General features: G+C 26.4%; 20 protein-coding genes. 14 read left to right on the top strand and 6 right to left on the bottom strand.

Annotated elements, in window-relative coordinates; all coding sequences use genetic code 11:
- Positions 1–39: 39 nt before the first annotated feature.
- Both BUA62_RS05400 and BUA62_RS05395 read right to left on the bottom strand, forming a co-directional pair.
- Positions 40–429 (bottom strand): NifB/NifX family molybdenum-iron cluster-binding protein, encoded by a 390-nt coding sequence (locus BUA62_RS05400; RefSeq protein WP_072864251.1) that lies wholly within the window; start codon positions 427–429, stop codon positions 40–42.
- Positions 404–772 (bottom strand): PadR family transcriptional regulator, encoded by a 369-nt coding sequence (locus BUA62_RS05395; RefSeq protein ID WP_072864248.1) that lies wholly within the window; start codon positions 770–772, stop codon positions 404–406. The genes BUA62_RS05400 and BUA62_RS05395 overlap by 26 nt, the downstream gene beginning before the upstream one ends.
- A gap of 191 nt (positions 773–963) precedes the next feature.
- Here BUA62_RS05395 and BUA62_RS05390 point away from each other — a divergent pair, with 191 nt between their 5' ends.
- From BUA62_RS05390 to BUA62_RS05340, 11 genes are all read left to right on the top strand, one after another.
- Positions 964–1434 (top strand): hypothetical protein, encoded by a 471-nt coding sequence (locus BUA62_RS05390; RefSeq protein ID WP_072864246.1) that lies wholly within the window; start codon positions 964–966, stop codon positions 1432–1434.
- Between the two features lie 11 nt (positions 1435–1445).
- Positions 1446–2801, top strand: a complete 1356-nt coding sequence (locus tag BUA62_RS05385) for a hypothetical protein (RefSeq protein ID WP_072864244.1) — start codon at positions 1446–1448, stop codon at positions 2799–2801.
- Positions 2802–2893: 92 nt separating this feature from the next.
- Positions 2894–3595 (top strand): MBL fold metallo-hydrolase, encoded by a 702-nt coding sequence (locus tag BUA62_RS05380; RefSeq protein ID WP_072864242.1) that lies wholly within the window; start codon positions 2894–2896, stop codon positions 3593–3595.
- Positions 3596–3609: 14 nt separating this feature from the next.
- Positions 3610–4509: an aldo/keto reductase gene (locus tag BUA62_RS05375; protein ID WP_072864240.1), complete on the top strand. Its 900-nt coding sequence runs from the start codon at positions 3610–3612 to the stop codon at positions 4507–4509.
- 12 nt (positions 4510–4521) lie between these two features.
- On the top strand, positions 4522–6210 hold the full coding sequence (locus BUA62_RS05370; RefSeq protein WP_072864238.1) for a dynamin family protein: 1689 nt from the start codon (positions 4522–4524) through the stop codon (positions 6208–6210).
- Positions 6211–6376: 166 nt separating this feature from the next.
- Positions 6377–7300 carry a 1-phosphofructokinase family hexose kinase gene (locus tag BUA62_RS05365; RefSeq protein WP_072864236.1) on the top strand — a complete coding sequence of 308 codons (924 nt, stop codon included), beginning with the start codon at positions 6377–6379 and terminating at the stop codon, positions 7298–7300.
- A gap of 14 nt (positions 7301–7314) precedes the next feature.
- Positions 7315–7794, top strand: coding sequence for a peroxiredoxin (locus BUA62_RS05360; protein WP_072864307.1), 480 nt, complete (start codon positions 7315–7317; stop codon positions 7792–7794).
- Complete coding sequence (rlmD, locus tag BUA62_RS05355) at positions 7794–8948, top strand: 23S rRNA (uracil(1939)-C(5))-methyltransferase RlmD (protein WP_072864233.1); 1155 nt, start codon at positions 7794–7796, stop codon at positions 8946–8948. Before BUA62_RS05360 ends, rlmD begins: the two co-directional genes overlap by 1 nt.
- A 49-nt stretch (positions 8949–8997) precedes the next feature.
- Positions 8998–9684 carry a rhomboid family intramembrane serine protease gene (locus BUA62_RS05350; protein ID WP_072864231.1) on the top strand — a complete coding sequence of 229 codons (687 nt, stop codon included), beginning with the start codon at positions 8998–9000 and terminating at the stop codon, positions 9682–9684.
- Positions 9685–9802: 118 nt separating this feature from the next.
- Positions 9803–10567: a TSUP family transporter gene (locus tag BUA62_RS05345; protein ID WP_072864228.1), complete on the top strand. Its 765-nt coding sequence runs from the start codon at positions 9803–9805 to the stop codon at positions 10565–10567.
- Between the two features lie 32 nt (positions 10568–10599).
- Positions 10600–11589 carry an alanine racemase gene (locus tag BUA62_RS05340; protein ID WP_159429497.1) on the top strand — a complete coding sequence of 330 codons (990 nt, stop codon included), beginning with the start codon at positions 10600–10602 and terminating at the stop codon, positions 11587–11589.
- 159 nt (positions 11590–11748) lie between these two features.
- Here the strand turns inward: BUA62_RS05340 and BUA62_RS05335 are convergent, their stop codons facing one another.
- Positions 11749–12645, bottom strand: coding sequence for a DUF4382 domain-containing protein (locus tag BUA62_RS05335; RefSeq protein WP_072864223.1), 897 nt, complete (start codon positions 12643–12645; stop codon positions 11749–11751).
- Between the two features lie 161 nt (positions 12646–12806).
- Here BUA62_RS05335 and BUA62_RS05330 point away from each other — a divergent pair, with 161 nt between their 5' ends.
- From BUA62_RS05330 to hflX, 3 genes are all read left to right on the top strand, one after another.
- Entirely contained in the window at positions 12807–13550 is a 744-nt protein-coding gene (locus BUA62_RS05330; protein ID WP_072864221.1) for a sulfite exporter TauE/SafE family protein, read from the top strand.
- Positions 13551–13564: 14 nt separating this feature from the next.
- Complete coding sequence (locus BUA62_RS05325; RefSeq protein ID WP_072864218.1) at positions 13565–15157, top strand: gamma-glutamyltransferase family protein; 1593 nt, start codon at positions 13565–13567, stop codon at positions 15155–15157.
- Positions 15158–15313: 156 nt separating this feature from the next.
- Positions 15314–16600, top strand: a complete 1287-nt coding sequence (hflX, locus tag BUA62_RS05320) for a GTPase HflX (RefSeq protein ID WP_072864216.1) — start codon at positions 15314–15316, stop codon at positions 16598–16600.
- On the opposite strand, the gene BUA62_RS05315 is transcribed toward hflX, so the two are convergent.
- The 3 genes from BUA62_RS05315 to BUA62_RS05305 all read right to left on the bottom strand — a co-directional run bounded on the left by BUA62_RS05315 (position 16589) and on the right by BUA62_RS05305 (position 18693).
- Positions 16589–17401 (bottom strand): DMT family transporter, encoded by an 813-nt coding sequence (locus BUA62_RS05315; RefSeq protein WP_072864213.1) that lies wholly within the window; start codon positions 17399–17401, stop codon positions 16589–16591. The two genes, hflX and BUA62_RS05315, sit on opposite strands and share 12 nt — an antisense overlap.
- A gap of 85 nt (positions 17402–17486) precedes the next feature.
- Entirely contained in the window at positions 17487–18164 is a 678-nt protein-coding gene (locus BUA62_RS05310; protein ID WP_072864211.1) for a DUF2202 domain-containing protein, read from the bottom strand.
- Positions 18165–18411: 247 nt separating this feature from the next.
- Positions 18412–18693, bottom strand: coding sequence for an SHOCT domain-containing protein (locus BUA62_RS05305; protein ID WP_072864209.1), 282 nt, complete (start codon positions 18691–18693; stop codon positions 18412–18414).
- Between the last annotated feature and the right edge of the window lie 208 nt (positions 18694–18901).

Below are 18901 nucleotides of genomic sequence, written 5' to 3'. Positions count from 1 at the left end.
TCTAATAAAAATCTTCAAGTATTTATGAATAAACATTTTTTAATGATTCTTACAATCATGATTGACATGTTCATGAAAATGTTCTTTCACTTTATACTCTCTATCTTTTAACATATTTTCCTTTAATGCTTCCATAATTTCTTTAACCTTGCCATTAGCTCCACGTATAACTTGTATTCCTAATTGTTCAAAAAAAGTTATAGCTCTTCCACCAATGCCTTTTGCTATTAACAAATTAACACCATTCTCATGAAGATAAGCTGGAACTTCACCTGGACTATGTTCCATTAAAGGATTTTTGATAATATTTAAATCGTAATTTTTATCTTCTTTTAAATTTATAAATCCAAAATATGGTGCATGTCCAAAATGTTCGCTAATTCTTGAATCTTCTCCTAAATTTTCAATTAACGGAATTGCTATCTTCATTGTTTTCACTCCTTTCATATTCGTTTAAAAATTGTTTCAATACAATTATTCTATTTTCTATATTTCTTATAATTTCTTTTAAATAGTTTTTACCGTCATCAGTAATATAAAAAACTTTTTTTGGTGGACCATCTTTTCCAGGATGTATTTTTGAATATATCAATCCAAAATTTTCCATTTTTTTTAAATGCCTATAGATTATTGCGGGATCCGTTATTTCAAATCCTAAATTTTTGAGTTTTGTTGATAAAAGGTAACCATGAGTGGGCTGTTGTTTTAAGAAAAGTAATAAATAGCCACTTAATAAATCAGCACCTTTAAACCTTGGGCAATTTTTTTTCATAATCTAACCTCCAATAATTATTATATATCAATAGTGACATTTTGTCAATAGTGGTTAATTACATTTTCGTGAATTAAAATTTAATATAAAAATAATATTAAATTACAAAAAAGATTTAAATAAAATTAGAAACCTTATGTTCATATAATGATGATAAAATTATAATATGTTATTAAAAAAGGAGGGGGAGCATGAAGAGATTAGTATTTATATTAATATCTATTATTATTCTTAGTATTGTATCATTTGGTTTTGAAGTATCAGGTACATATTTTATGGAATTATCTGGTTATGAAAGAACTTTTTATGGACTGAAAGTTACATTTGCCGATAAAAGTATAATTGGTTTAGAATTAGGTGTATTTTCTCCTGCAGATATAATTGAAACTGGAGAAATAACTTATTTACAACCGACAACATTTATATTGTTGCAAATCCCATTAAAATATTTAAAAGTTTATGGAGGAATAAGTCCTATTATTCAGTTTTATGATAACAAATTTTCGTTATATTCTTATACGATGTATTTGACAAAAGCCGGTATTGCATTATATTTAGGTCCATTAGTAATTTCAGGTGGAATAAATACTGTATTTGATTTATCTTTTCAACAAACTTTTGGCATTTATGGCATTTTTGCAAATTTAGGTTTTAGATTTTAAGGGGGGAGAATATGAAAAAAATTTTTTATACAATTATCCTTTTATTATTTTCGATATTTTTAATTTCATCGTGTCAAAAAATAGATCCTTTATTGGGAAATAGTAATATTGGCGGAGTTGCGGAGTTAAGTAATAGCGAAAATCATGAGAATATAAAAGTTTCTATAGAGGGCTTAGAAAGTTCTGGTGAAGGATTTAGCCCTATTAATACTATATCTGAAATCGGAGAAAGTATTACTAATTCTAATGGTAATTTTAAAATAGAAAATATACCTGCAGGAAATTACATTATCAAAGCAGAACATGAAGGATATTTTCCGACTAAACAATTCATTGAAGTAAAAGAAGAATCTGAGATTACTCTTGATTCATCTTTAATTCTTTATCCATTAGGAGATTATGGAATGCTTGAAGGTAATGTGAAATTTATTGATAAGAGTATTCATAGTGGAATTTTATTAGAAATTAGAACTCCAGAAGGAGAACCATTACCAGGAATGCTTACTTTTTCTAATGAAGAAGGTAACTATTATTTCAATTTTATTCCTATTGGTAATTATGTTGTATATGCTCGTGATCCATCTGAGAATTCTAATTATTCGTCAGATGCTGCTCCTATAATTATTGAAAATACAAAAACTACTAATGCTCCAGATTTAATATTAAGGAAAGCTGCTGAACATGTTGTTATTTTTAGAGATTTAGCACCTTGGAGTTCTCCAGAAGCAATTCCGAATATTTTAATTGATATAGGGTTTACAGAAGGTTTGGGTATAAATCAATATGAAATCAAAAATTCTAATGATATAAATAGTATTGATTCATTTGATCCAACTTGGGCAATTATCATCGAAGGAGATCAGTCAACAAGTTTTTATGATATATATAAAGCAAATTCCGAAAAATTCGACTCTTTTGTTAATAATGGTGGAACATTGTTCTGGGTTGCTTGTGATAATGGTTGGAATGGTGGAGATTTTACCGGAACACTTCCAGGTGGTGTGACTTGGAGAGATTATTATGATAATTACAATGAAATTGTAAATAAAACACATCCTTTATTATATGAATTTCCAAATGAACGTTCTTTATATGGAAATTATGCAAGTCATGGAGGATTTGATAATTTAGAAGATAGTGATATAGAAAATCTTGTAGTATTTATTAAAGAATCAACATCATATGAACAATATTCAACATATATTGAATATAGATATGGAAATGGTAGAGTTATAGCTTCAACCACTCCACTTGAATATTATGTGGAAAATCCTAACAATGATAGTGAATGGTTTGTTTTATTACTTAGAAGATCTATAGAATATGTATTTAATATGAATTTAAGTCCATCAAATATTGTTGAATAATATATTTTCCAAACCTCAGTCTTTAGACTGAGGTTTTCTTTTTTATATGATATATGTTATAATTATTTTGAATATTTTTTGGAGGGGATAATGTGAAAATAACAGGTATTGTTGATAATTTTAAAGTTCATCCTTTATTAAAACGAGATTGGGGATTTTCTGTATTAATAGAAGAAAATGGAAGAAAAATGCTTTTCGACACAGGCAATGATTATAGAATTTTAGAGCATAATATGAAACACCTTGGAATGAATTTTAAAAACATTGATTATTTATTTTTAAGTCATTTTCATAATGATCATACTGGAGGATTAGAATATATTTTTGAAAATTTTGAAATTAAAAAAACATTTATTCCAGATAGATTTCCTAATTCTCTAATGGAAAAAATAAAAAATAATACTGAAATAGTTGAATGTAAGGATAAAATGAAAATAGATGATAATTTGTATTCTACTGGAACTTTTACAGGAGATATTGCTGAGCATTCTTTAGTGATAAAGACAGATAAAGGGTTAGTAGTTATAGCGGGTTGTGCTCATCCGAAAATAGAAAATATATTAAATTATGTTAAGGAGTCATTTAGTGAAAAGTTACATGCTGTAATTGGTGGGTTTCACTTTTATAAACTCTATGAGGAGAAACTCTTTGTTCGATTAGATAAAATAAAAAAAACAGGTGTTGAATTTTTACTTCCTTCACATTGTACAGGAATTGAAGCAATAAATGCTATGAATGTTGAATTTAAGGGACGGATAATAAAATTTGGTGCAGGTACAACATTAGAAATTTAATGCGAGGTGGAAAGATGAAGATAAATATGTCAAAAAGCGGATTAGAACTTTCTAGAATTGTTCAAGGGATGATGCGTTTAAATGAATGGGGGTTTTCAAAAAAAGAATTAGAAAACTTTATTTTGAAAGCTATTGATTTTGGAGTGACAACATTTGATCATGCTGATATATATGGCAATCATACATGTGAAAAGATTTTTGGAGAAGTGCTAAAATCAAATTCTTCATTAAGGAATAAAATACAACTCATTACTAAATGCGGTATAATGGTAAAAAATGAAAAGTATCAAAGAAGAGTTAAACATTATAATACCAGTAAAATACATATAATAGAATCTGTGGAAAATTCATTGAAAAATTTAAATACTGATCATATTGATTTGTTACTAATTCATAGACCAGATCCTTTTATGAATCCAGAAGAAATATCAGAAGCTTTTGATGAATTATATAATTCTGGGAAAGTTTTATATTTTGGTGTTTCTAATTTTACTATTCAACAATTCAAAACATTGCAATCATGGGTTAATGTCCCGCTAATTACAAATCAAATAGAAATTTCACCTTATAATATTGAACATTTTGAAAATGATAATATATATTTCTTAATGGAAAAAAGAATTAATCCAATGGCATGGTCACCTTTAGCTGGAGGGAATTTATTTAAAATTAATTCTGAAAAAGCCAGTAAAATATTTTATGCACTAAAAGAAATTGGAAAAGATTTTAGTATTGATTCATTAGACACAATTGCCTATGCATGGTTATTAAGCCATCCAGCTGGAATAATACCAATTTCAGGTAGTGGGAAAATTGAACGATTAGAAAATGCAGTTAAATCACTTGAATTAAAACTTTCACCGGAACAATGGTATATTATTTATGAAGCAGCATTAGGGCATAGGGTACCATAAGGAGGTAATAACTTGAATATTATTGATGAAAATGTAATTGAAAGAAAACAGGAATTATGTAATTTAATAGATGATTTAAAATTAATATTGAAACCAATGAAAAAGGATAAAATATTAGAAGAAATAAAAAATAGAATTAATGAGCCTTATACATTTATGATAGTAGGAGAAGTAAATTCCGGGAAAAGTAGTTTTGTTAACGCATTGCTTAAAAGTGAAGAACTGGCAAAAGTTTCACCAGCAACTTGTACAGACAAAATAAATGTCATTGAATATTCAGAAAAACCATATGAAAAAGAATTATTAGATAAATACATAAAATATATTGGGCGCCCTTTTGAAATATTAAAAAATATAAGAATTGTTGATACACCAGGAACAAATAGTATGATGATAGAACATGAACAGATAACAGAGTCGTTTATTCCAAATGCAGATTTGATTGTTTTCGTTTTCCCGTCGAATAATATAGAAACTGGAACGGCTTGGAAGTTTTTTGAGAAAATATCAAAAAAGTATCAAAAAAATATAATTATTGTTTTAACAATGAAAGACATTTCTAAAAAAGAGCAATTAAAAATCAATCTTGAAAATGTCAAAATTCGTTCAAAAGACAAAGGAAAAGAATCGCCAGTATTTTCAACTTCAGCTGATTGGGAATTTGAAGGAAGAAAAGATTCTGGATTTGAGGAAATTAGAAATTTTATAATAGAAAAAGTCACAGGAAGTAAGAAAGAATTTGGGAAATTAGAATCTTTAGCTCAACATATTAAATCTATTATTTTTGAAATAAAAGATGATATTTTAAAAAGAAAAAAAAGTATAGAAGAACAAGAAGAAGTTTTAAATATTATTGAGAAAACTATAGAAATATCAAGAAAAAATTCTATAAATGAAATAGAGTTGTGGATAAAAATAATTCTTGATAATTATAGAAATATTTCTAAAAAAGCAAAAATGAAATTAGAAGAGGAAATAACATTATGGAAATTATTAAAAAGATCATTTTCCAAAAAAGAAAACTTACGATCTTTAGAAGATGAAATAAAAAATATTTTTATTGAAGAACTTTTGGATTCAACTAAAAAAATATCATCAGAACGATCTGGAAAATTCTTTGAAAATATAAAAAATATGCTAAATAAAAATTTAGATGAATTAAAAAAAATAGAAAAAAATCTTGATTTAAAAAATATATATTATGAATTTGGAGAACAGAGAAAAAAATTAATAGAAGACACAATAAATAAAATTGAAGACTATATCAAAAATAAAAAATTTATTGAGCTGATAAAAGAAGAAAAATTAAAATCAGTAAATACAACTATTTTTAGTGGAACTGGGTTGTCTGCATTGGGAATAATTTTAATGATGTCTACACAACTTTCTATTTTAGATATAACAGGTGGTGTGTTTACTGCAATAGGTTTAATGACCGGAACAATATTTGCGGCATTTAAAAAGAATAATATTATAAAAAAGATTGAAAAAAAATTCGACAATGGTGAAGAATTAATAAAAAATAATCTTGAATCAGAATTTTACAATGTTGTCGAATTAATTTATAATGATATTCGTAACTTATTTTCAGAATTTAAAATAACTATTTTAAATGAAAAAGAGCAACTTGAAGAACTTGAAAATACTTTAAACAGATATATTGATCGTATCGATAATTACATTAAAAAATTAAATAAGTAGTTTGCTTACTTACTTCTTATGATATAATATAATATAATATAATATAATTTCTTAATATTAATAAAATTCAATATCCAAGGCGGTTGTTTCCAACCGCCTTTTTTGTGTTAACTTATAGAAAACATGGTATAATATTATTATGATTTTTAATAATAGGGGGGAAAGTATGATTTTCACTTTAACAATGAATCCATGTCTTGACAGATATATTTATATTGATGAGTTAAAACCAGACGATACAATTAGAGCGAAAAAATTAGTAGATTACCCAGCAGGAAAAGGAATTGATGTTTCAAGAGTTATTAAAGAATTAGGTGGTGTTTCTGTTGCAGTATCCTTATTAGGAGGACATAATGGAAGAAGAATAGAAGAAATGTTAGATGAAGAAGGAGTTATATATTCTTCTGTAAGAATTGGACATGAAACAAGAATGAATATCATATTAGAAGAAAAAACTCAATATAGAATGAGTATGCCTGGAGAAAAAGTAAAAAAAGAAAAGCTTCAGAAAGTTTTTGAAATTCTTCATTCATTAATAAGAAAAAAGGATACAATTGTAATATCAGGAAGTCTTCCAAAAGGAGTTGATCCAAATTACTACACAGGATTGATTTTTTCACTAAAACAATGGGGAGCTACAGTGTTTTTTGATGCTGATGGTGAAAATCTAAAGTCCGGTTTAGATGCTGAACCATATTGTATAAAACCTAATACACATGAATTATCAAGATTATTGAATAAAGAAGTTGATGAAAAAAATAAATTTGAAATAGTAAAATACGCTAAAGAAACTTTAGAAAAATATAAGTTAAATGAAATTCTTGTTTCTATGGGAAAATACGGTAGTGTATACGTTAATTGGGATGAAGCTTATTACTCTTATCCTGTTGAATTAAAAGTAAAAAGTGCTGTAGGTGCTGGAGATTCTTTCCTAGCGGGATATGTGTTAAAATATGAAGAAGATAAATTAGAAGCTTTTAGATTAGCAAATGCTGCAGGAAATGCAGCTGTTCTGACTCCAGGTACAGAATTATGCAAAAAGAAAGATGTTCTTTCATTACTACCAAAAATAAAAATAGAAAAATTATAATTGGAGGTAAAATTATGAAATATTTCAAATATAATATTGGAGATCCTATTGATTTTGAAATTATTGAAACAAATGGGAATATTATTAAAAATGAGGATTTAAAAGGAAAATGGATAGTATTATATTTTTATCCAAAAGATAATACGCCCGGATGTACTACTGAAGCAAAAGATTTTTCTAGTTTAATTGATGAATTTAAAAAATTAAATGCTGAAGTTATTGGCATAAGTCCAGATGATGTTGAAAAACATAAAAAATTTATTTTAAAGCATGATTTGAAAGTTAAATTGGGATCAGATGAAAATAAGGAATTATTAGAAAGAGTTGGAGTATGGCAAAAGAAAAAAATGTTTGGAAAAGAGTATTATGGTGTTGTAAGAACTACAGTTTTAATAGATCCTGAAGGAAAAATAGTTTATGTATGGGAAAAAGTAAAAGTAAAAGATCATGCAGAAAATGTTTTAGAAAAACTAAAAGAACTTGGAGGTAAATAATGGAATTATGCGATGTTTTTGGAAAATGTGGTGGATGCTCTTATCTGGATATTGAATATGAAAAACAGTTGAATCAAAAAACTGAGGATATTCTCAAAATTTTAAAAGATAGTAATATTGAAATAAAAAATTACGAAGGAGTATTATCTTCTCCATTAATTTATCATTATAGGAATAAAATGGAATATTCTTTTGGAAACGAATTTAAAGATGGGCCTTTAACAATAGGATTAAGAGGAAAAGGAAAATTTTATGATGTATATTCTGCAAAAACTTGTAAAATAGCTCCTGAAGATTTTGGAAAAATAATTGAGTTTTCTGAAAAGTTTTTTAAAGATTTACCATTTAGAAATTATAGAAAACATAAGGGTTATTTAAGACATCTTGTTATGAGAAAAGGATTTAAGACAAATGAAATATTATTAAACATATCAACATCTTCAGAAGATCATCATTCGATTATTGGAAAATGGAGTGAAGAGATTAGAAATTTAAAACTTGAAGGGAAAATAGTGAGTATTTATCATACTATTACCGATTCAAAAGCTACAGTAGTTAAACCAGATAATGTAAGAAAATTGTATGGGAAAGATTATTTTGTGGAAAATGTTTTAGGTATAAATTTTAAAATAGGGCCTTTTTCATTTTTACAAACTAATACTTTAGGATCAGAAATATTGTATTCCAAAGTCTTAGATTATTTAGACAAAGATGCAGGAATAGGGTTAGATCTTTATTGTGGTGCTGGAACAATAACCTTATTAATGGCAAAAAAATTGGAAAAGGTGGTTGGTGTTGAAATAATCAAAGAAGCTGTAAATGCAGCTAAAGAAAATGCTAAAGAAAATAATGTGAGAAATGTAGATTTTTATTTAGGTGATGCGAAAGATGTTGTGAAAAATTTAAATATGGATTTTGAAACGGTAGTCGTGGATCCACCAAGAGCGGGATTACATAAAAATGTTATTAATTTCATTATGGAAAATAAATTTAATAATGTAATATATGTTTCATGCAATCCTTCGAATTTTGCAAGAGATATGATTTATCTAAAAGAAATATATAATATTGAAAAATTCGTTTTTGTTGATATGTTTCCTCACACAAAACATTTAGAATCTGTAGCATTGCTAAAAAGAAATAAAAGTTATTAAACCACAAGCAATAAAGCTTATAGTTTTTTTGCATGTAAAGGAGGATACTATGTTTCCATTACGAGATATTAATCCTAGTAGTAAGAAACCTATAGTTACCATAATTTTAATTGTTATTAATACCATAATTTTTATATTTGAAATAATATTACCCCCAGAAATAAGAGAAATGTTTATAAACAACTTTGGATTTACTCCAGTCGAATTAACAAAAGGAATAGTATATGGGGATTTAAGATATATTATATTAAACTTTTTTACCATATTAACGAGTATGTTTTTACATGGAAGTTTTATGCATATCATTGGTAATATGTGGTCATTATGGCTATTTGGAGATAATGTGGAAGATAAATTGGGGCATTTTAAATTTTTATTAGTATATATTATCAGTGGTTATATCGCATCATTTACTCATTATATTTTTAATATAAATTCTCCTGTAGTAGCTATAGGTGCATCTGGAGCAATAGCGGGCGTTATTGGTATATACTTTGTTTTATTTCCCTTTGCAAAGATTCAAACTTTATTTTTATTATTATGGTTTCCATTTTTTGTAAACATTCCAGCATTTATTTTCATTGGTTTATGGTTTTTAACCCAAGTCTTTAATGGATTATTATCTTTAGTAGGTCCATATTATGGTTCAGGCGTAGCTTGGTGGGCGCATATAGGCGGGTTTATATATGGTACTTATTTAGCAGAAAAATATAAGAGAGAATTTTATTATTATTAAAAATAATAATAATATATTATTGCAAACAACTACTTTATTTAGGCTAGGCATATTTGCTTAGCCTAAATTTTATGATATAATAGTTCTATATGCTAACAATTTTTTAAGGAGTGATGGTGTGGATATAACTTTAATAAACAAAATAATATTATTTCCTTTAATTTTTTTAGCAGGGTTTGTTGATTCTATTGCAGGTGGTGGAGGATTGATTTCTTTACCAGCATACTTGTTTATCGGACTTCCTAGTCATAATGCATTAGCTACTAATAAATTATCATCATCAATTGGAACAACAATTAGTACATTAAGGTATGCAAATGGAAAAGCTATAATTTTTGAAGTGGGTATTTTTTCTGTTATTTTTTCTTTTTTAGGTTCTTTTTTAGGAGCTAAACTTGCGCTCGTTATTTCCGATAATACTTTAAAAATAGTTTTGACAATTCTAATTCCTGTTGCTGCCACTTTTATATTAATAAAAAAACCGATCAAAAAAGATAATAAAATTAAAAATCTAACACATACAAAAACAATATTTTTATCAAGTTTTATTGGTTTTATTATTGGTATGTATGATGGTTTTTTTGGACCAGGAACAGGGACATTTTTAATTATTTTATATGTGACGTTATTATCTTTTGACCACGTAAAAGCTTCAGGAACAGCTAAAATTGTTAATTTGGCTTCAAATATTAGTGCGTTAATTACTTTTATAATTGGAGGAAAGGTTATATTTTCTATTGGATTACCTGCAGCTCTTTTTGGAATAGCTGGTAATTGGATTGGCTCTGGTTTAGCATTAAAAAAAGGAAGTAAAATTATAAAGCCAATTATGTTAGGTGTATTGCTAATTCTATTAATAAAAATTTTGTATGATATTATTTAGGAGGAATTGCTATTCCATACCTTTCGGTTTATTTGAAAAAAATTAGAGAAAATACAATAAGGGTTATTGAAAAATGTAAAGAAAAAAACATTAAGGTTGCAGCGGTAACCAAGGTTTTTGCCGGTGATTTTAAAATAATTGAAAATATAATAAATTGTGGAATTGATATTTTAGCAGATTCTAGACTATTAAATTTAAAAAAATTTAATACTTTCTCTGTAGAAAAAATGTTAATAAGAATTCCGATGAAAAGTGAAATTGAGAATGTTGTGAAATATACAAATATTTCATTAGTTTCGGAATTAGAGACTATAAAAGAAATCAATGAATATGCAAATAATTATAATAAAGTATATGATATCATATTGATGATAGATATTGGTGATTTAAGAGAAGGTGTTTATTTTGAAAATTATGATGAATTATATTTTTATGTAAAAGAAATATTGAAAATGAAAAATATTAATCTTAGAGGATTAGGTACAAATTTTTCTTGCTTTGGTGGTGTAATACCCACTGAAGATAAATTTAATACCCTGATAAATATAAAATATAAATTAGAAAAGGATTTCAATATTGAAATTAAAGAAATATCAGGAGGGAGTTCTGGAACATTATCTTTATTTGAAAAAATAAATATTCCAAAAGAGATCAATCAATTAAGATGTGGTGCATCTATAGCCCTTGGAATAGGACTTAATGATATGCCTTTTGATTATCTTCATCAGGATACATGTGAATTTGTAACTGAGTTTGTTGAAATAAAAAATAAAACATTTAAAGGTGTAACTAAGAAAATAGGTATATGTGTTATTAATATACCAGAATTAAAAAAAGAATATTTAGTTCCTTTAGATAAAAAAGTAAAAATAATAGATATTAACGATGATTACATAGTCCTTGATATTACAAATTCAGAAAACAGATTAAATTTAAATGATCCAGTTAAATTTAATTTATCATATGGAGGTCTGCTTTTTATGATGAATTCTCCATACATTAAAAAACATTATATTGAATAAATTATATATATTTAGCTGCTAAAGTTATATATGTCATTGCTTATAAACCTTTCTTTTTAACAACAGATTATTGTATGACTCAGGCAATCCTCTCAAAAACAAAAGATATATAATTAAATTAAAAAGGATCGGCAATCCGCCGATCCTTTTTATATTTAATTATTGACCTAATTTTATATTTAAATCTATATTATCACTGTTTACTTGTATTGTTGTTGCATAATCAGAAATTTCATTATCAAAATTTATTTCTGAATTATCACCTGCAAATTCTAAATTAGTGTAAACTTTAATATCATATTCTCCATTTTCAAATTTACCTAAACAGAAATTACCTTCGTCATTACTTAATGTTACTCTTAAAATTGTAGAATCTCCTGTAATTGATGTAGAAGATAAAGTAACTACAGCACCAGCAACTGGACTATTATTATTCGTTGAATCTACAATATTTCCTTTGATTAAGAAAATATCTGTGGCGTGTCTTCTTCTAAATGTTGGTTTCAAAACGGGAGTGAGTTTATAAGAATTATCTAAAGGATTTCCAACCTGTTTTAAAGATCTTACAACATCAAAATCAATAACTAATTCACCATCATCAGAAATTGTAATGCCCACATTAGGTATTGTAATTTTACTATAATTTTCCAAATCGCTTTCACCACTACCATTTACTGAAACTGAATATTCATTTCCACCTATAACAACTGTTGCAATATTACTTACATTCATGTGAATACTTTCTAATTGAGCGTTTACAGGTAATTCAAAGTCAAACAAATGCGTTTCTGTTCCTGCCAATGTTAAAATATCATACTCTTTATTTATTTCAACAGGAGTTGAATTTTCGAATTCACCGTTAATTTCATAGGTAAAATACACATCTTTTATAAATACTAATAATCCATCAACATCACTAACAGGTCGATCTGTTAAAAGAACACTTACAGTTGCTTTTTCTAATGATTGTTCATCATTTAAGTTTGAAACACAGCCTACAAATATAAAAGTTAAAATAAAAAATAAACTCAAAAATATAATAGTTCTTTTTTTCATACTTAACCACCTCCACATTTTAGTTTGATTTTTATACTTTTCAAAAATATCATAACATATAAACCTTAAAAAATCCTTAAAATTATTTTCCTTAATTGACAAAATTCTATTTTTTATATATAATTAGAGTAATTAGCTTAACGAATTTTAGGAGGGATATTATGTTATATATTTTGGTCTTTTTTGCGGGGTTGTTTAGCGGTTTTTTAAACGTTATTGCTGGCGGAGGATCATTAATTACATTACCTGTTTTAAATCTTTTAGGATTACCTATTAATATTGCTAATGGAACAAATAGAATAGGTATTATTTTTCAAAATATTACTGCAACAACAAAATTTAGGAAAAATGATGTATTAGATTTAAAAAGAGCTGCTTTTTTGGCAATTCCTTCTACGCTAGGGGCAATCGTAGGTGCCAATATAGTTGTTAACATAGATAAAGCGCTATTAAAAAGTATTGTTGGGATTATTTTAATCATTATGAGTATATTTTTGGTTTGGAAACCAGATATTTGGACCAAAGAAAGAAAAGTTAAGAAAAATAATATTTTAAGTTTTGTTGTTTTCTTTTTAATAGGTATATATGGAGGTTTTATTCAAGCTGGTGTAGGTTTTTTCCTAATGTCAGCTCTAGTATTATTAGAAGGATATGACCTTGTAAAAACTAATGCTGTAAAAGTTTTTTTAGTATTAATTTATACGCTTTTTGCTTTTGCTATATTTGCATATAATAAACAAGTAAATTATTTAGCAGGATTAGTTTTAGCACTTGGTAGCATTTCAGGGGGTTATTTAGGAAGTTCTTTTTCAATAAAAAAGGGATCAAAATGGATTCAAAGAATTTTATTTGTAATATTAATTATAATAGGAATATATTATATTTTTAATGCATTAAATAGATAGATAGGGGGATTTATATGAATTTTGATTATCTGGAATATCCTTACTCTTCAAAAAGAACATGTCTATTTGCAAAAAATGGTGTTGTTGCAACAAGTGAGCCGTTAGCTGCACAAGCAGGATTAGACATATTAAAAAAAGGTGGAAATGCTATAGATGCTGCTATTGCTACAGCAGCTGCTCTAACTGTAGTAGAACCGACTTCTAATGGTATAGGTTCAGATAATTTTGCTATAATTTGGTATAATGGAAAATTATATGGAATGAATTCAAGTGGTTATTCTCCTAAAAAGTTATCAATAAAAGAATTACATAAAAGAGGAATTAATGAGATAAAACCGCATAGTTGGGAAGCTGTTACAGTTCCAGGAACACCTGCTGGGTGGAATTTAATATGGAAGAATTTTGGTAAATTGGAATTTAATATATTATTTGAACCTGCTATTAAATATGCCAATGAAGGTTATCCTGTTTCACCAACAGTCTCTTTTTATTGGAATAGAGCCAATAAAATTTATAAACAAAAATTAAAAGGAGAGATTTTTAAATATTGGTTTGAAACTTTTGGTTATGATGCTCCAAAACCAGGTCAAATAGTTAAACTCCCCTTTCATGCGAAAACCTTTGAACTAATAGCTAATTCAAACTCAAAAGAATTTTATTATGGAAGCCTCACAGATAAGATTGTTAAATTTTCAAAGAAATATAATGGATATTTTGATTATGAGGATTTTGAAGATTTTAAAAATAATTTAGTAGAACCTATAAAAACAAATTATAATGGATATGATATTTGGGAATTACCTCCTAACGTTCAGGGAATAATAACTTTAATGGCTTTAAACATATTCAAAAATTTAAATTATTCAAACGAATATGAATTTTATCATAATTCAATTGAAGCTTTAAAATTAGCGTTTATTGATGGAAAGGAATATATTACAGATATATCTAAAATGAATATTAAAATAGAAGAAATGTTATCAGAAAAATATGCTAAACAAAGAAGTAATTTAATTTCAAGTATCGCAATAGATCCAAAACCAGGGGAAATACCAATGTCTAATACCGTATATTTAGCTACGGCAGATAAGTGGGGGAATATGGTATCCTTTATTCAAAGTAATTATATGGGTTTTGGATCAGGAATAGTAGTTCCTGAAACTGGTATAGCTCTACAAAATAGAGGACATAGTTTTTCCTTAGATGAAAAGCATATAAACTTTTTAGAACCTAGAAAAAAACCATATCATACAATTATTCCAGGCTTTATTACAAAGGGAGCTATGCCTATTGGACCTTTTGGAGTAATGGGAGGATTTATGCAACCTCAAGGGCATTTGCAGGTTGTTTTAAATATGATAGATAAAAACTTAAATCCACAAGCTGCTTTAGATGCACCTAGATGGCAATGGATAGAAGGTAAAAAAATATTAGTAGAAAAGGATTTTCCATCACATATAGCCGAAAAATTAGAAAGACATGGCCATAACATAAATGTATTATTGAATCCCGGACCTTTTGGACGTGGACAAATAATAATCAAAGAAAAAGATGTCTATGTTGCTGGAACAGAAAAAAGGGCTGATGGTTATATAGCAGTATACTAATGCAAAAAGGATTGGCAGTTTGCCAATCCTTTTTTTAATTTAATTACTGATCTAATTGTATATTTAAATATACAACAATTTCTTATGTTTAATTTTTATGATATAATATTTTTAATAGAAATATCTGTTATATATTTCAAATATGGAGATGATTTAATGATAGAAAATAAAAATGAAGTAATTCAGGGTATTATTGTAGCTGTTAATAGAGGAGATTTGGATTTTGATAAACAAATTGAAGAACTTGAAATTTTATGTGAAAACATTGGTATAAATATAGTAACAGAGGTTATACAAAAAAGAAAGAATATAGATAAAAAAACTTATATAGGAAAAGGAAAAATAAATGAATTGGCAGAAATAATTTCTGCATTTAAAGCTGAAATTTTAATATTTAATGATCCCATTTCAGTTTCTCAAAGGAAAAATATTCAGGAGCGTATAATTGATGTTGAGATATTAGATAGAAATGAAGTAATTCTGGAAATCTTTAAAAGAAATGCTAAAACTGCTGAAAGTAAATTACAAGTGGAATTAGCTACTTTGAAATATGAATTACCAAAAATAATGGGGTTGGGTAAAGAAATGTCGCGAATTGGTGGTGGCGCTAGAGGGACAGGAACTGGCACTAGAGGTTCTGGTGAAACATTTTTGGAATATAAAAGAAGGAATATAAGAGATAGAATAAATTATTTAAAAAAACAGTTAAAAGAACTGGAAAATGTTAGGGAAATCAAGAATAAAAAAAGAAATGAGTCATATATTCCACAAATATCTATATTGGGTTATACAAGTGCGGGTAAATCAACATTATTAAAAGCATTATCAGAAGATAAAGCGATTTTTACATCGAAAAAATTATTTTCTACTCTTTCAACTTTATCTAGAAAGGTTCAATTCCCCTCCGGATTACCAGCCATTTTTTCAGATACAGTTGGGTTTATTAGAAAATTACCTGTTGAATTAATAGAATCATTTAAATCCACATTAGATGAAATAAACTATGCAGATATTATTTTAGAATTAATAGATATAAGTGAAGAAAATTTTGAAGAAAAGATGAAAGTTGTTGAACATATAATAGATGATATATTGATAGAAAAAATCCACAGAATTATAGTATTTAATAAGATAGATCTTTTAAATTTTGAAAGAATTCAACACATAAAGACATTGTATCCAAATGCTTTATTAGTAAGTGCTAAAGATAAAAATAGCATCCATGAATTTTTAATTGAATTAGAAAAAAAGATGTTAGATTATAATGTGATAAAATCTAAAAAAATATATTTTAATTATGCTGAAATGTGGAAAATTGAAAAGCTAAAAAATGTCATAGGCATAAAAAGCCAAAAAGAAGTCGAAAATGGTTATGTAGTTGAATTGTTGTCGAAAGAAAACTTTTTAAATAAATTAATAGAAAACAATTTTTTATTTGAGTAATGAAGAAATAATAATGCTTAATAATAATATAATAGCTCCTATTATCTGGTTAAGCGAAAGCTGTTCATGTAATATAATGAAAGATAAAAAAGCTGAAAAAACTGGTTGAATTAAAAATAACAAGGCAGTTGAATTACTGCCTATATTTTTTTGGTATTTCAGCTGTAAAAATATTACAATGACACTACCTATTATAGCAGAATAAATTATGGTTAGAAAAGAAATTAAATTCACATTATACTCTACTCTAAATAATATTGATATTATGAATGTAATTATAGTTACTGTTAAAAATTGATACGTCAATAATTTATCTTCATTTATTTTTTTACTAAATCTTGTTATTAAAACAATATGTAAAGCAAAACTTATAGCGCATATAATCATTAGAAAATCACCAAAATTAAACCCAGTTATTCCTCCAGATAAAAGATATGAACCTATAATAGAAAATAAAAATCCCAATCCCTGATATTTATTAATTTTTTCTTTATCTATTAAATAAGAAAACAATGGAATAAGTATTATATATTGAGATGTAATGAATCCTGCTTTTGTTGCTGTTGTATATTTTATGCCAATTATTTGGGATATGTAACCAATAGATAAAACTAATCCTAAGATGAAGGAATAAAAAAATTTTCCTCTTTTAAAAATAAAAAAAGAAATAATGGTTGCTATTAAAAATCTTAACGTAACATAAATTAAAGGGTTTGTATTTGCAAGCCCGATTTTTTGTATTGGAAAGGTACTTCCCATTAAAACAGCAGCTAATAAAATATATATAATAGATTTTTTCATAATTCCCTCCACAGTTTGTTATTATTTTGGCATAAGATATTTATGTTATTATAACATAAAACAAAAAGCCCCGAATGGCTTTTTGCTATTTCTTTCCACCTTTATACTGTTGGCTGTTATTTTGTTGCATAGTATTTGTAGAATTTAATATTCTTTGGAATTCTTCCATAGTTATAAATTGTGGTTCATAAGAAGCTTCGTATTGTTTAAGTGTGTTTATAAAAGCTCTCATATGATTTTCTGATCCTTTAATTAAATTTTCATATACTAATTTTATATCTTGATTATCTGTTTCCTTTAAAGAATTATCTAAATCATAAATATCAAGATCTTCAATAGTTGCTCCCACTTTCAAAGCATCAATTTCTGATTTCATCCCTAGTGTAACTAAATCATAATATAATTTTTGCATTCTCTCATCGGTAAAAATTCCTATAGTATCATCTTTTACAGGATCATCTAATTTATACTTATCAATAAGATTTTTAACAGAATCCATATGGATTTGTTCGGCGCGTGTTGCGATGTTGTAGAATATTTGTATATTCCATGCATCATATAATGTCAAGTATACATCTCTCGCCAGTTTTTCTTCTTCTCGCATCATCATAATAGAGTTTATTTCCGTAGAGGAAAGAGTTTCATATGGCAATGTTGATATATCCAATGGTTTGTTTAAAAGTGGGGTAAAGGTTGGAATATTTGAAAATAGAGACAAAAATAAAAAAAAGATAAATATAAAACTTAAAACTTTTCTTCTCATAAAACCCCTCCTTATAAACTTTTTGCTATTTTATTTTATCATTTTTTGTACATGAATATTATATCACAATCATTTAAAGACGTCAATATTTTTTAGAAAAAAGAAGTAATTTGTTAGAAATATTATTTATTTTATAATATAGAAACATTATATGTATTTATATTAGCAATAGGATTAACTAATTTAAAAAAGTATAACATTTAAAATTTATTTTTACTTTAGAATAAAGCTATTTATTAGTTGTTTTTTAATCTTCTATTAATTTCCTTTTTCTTAAATATTCTTCCTCGTCAATCTCGCCTTTTACAAATTTTTCATTTAAAATTTTCAGAGCTTCGTTTTTTTCTCCCGTTTGTTTTTTGGGAATATAATAATCTTGATATTTTCTAGTGTTATTTTTAAATAAAAAATAAAATACTGCAAATATTAGTATACCCAGTATAATTAATTCCAACAACCCATACCATCCATAACCTAATCCAAAAAAACTTCCAAATGTATGATATCCAGGATATGCATAACCTCTCATAATATCAACCTCCAACTCTTTTTGTTCTTTTTTATTTTACCATTTACAGTGTTATTTATATAATAACTTATAAACCTTAAAAAAACCTTAGAATATATTGATGTTTTCTTAATATTTTACTTGAAAAAACTAAAAAAATATGATATCATAAACATATGACTAAAATAATAAACAAAAGTTTAGGTGATATTATGACAAATAGAGAAAA

The sequence above is a fragment of the Marinitoga hydrogenitolerans DSM 16785 genome (assembly GCF_900129175.1).
In the GTDB taxonomy this organism is placed as follows: domain Bacteria; phylum Thermotogota; class Thermotogae; order Petrotogales; family Petrotogaceae; genus Marinitoga; species Marinitoga hydrogenitolerans.
Note: the sequence above shows the minus strand (reverse complement) of the source record. Positions and strands in the feature narration are given on the sequence as shown.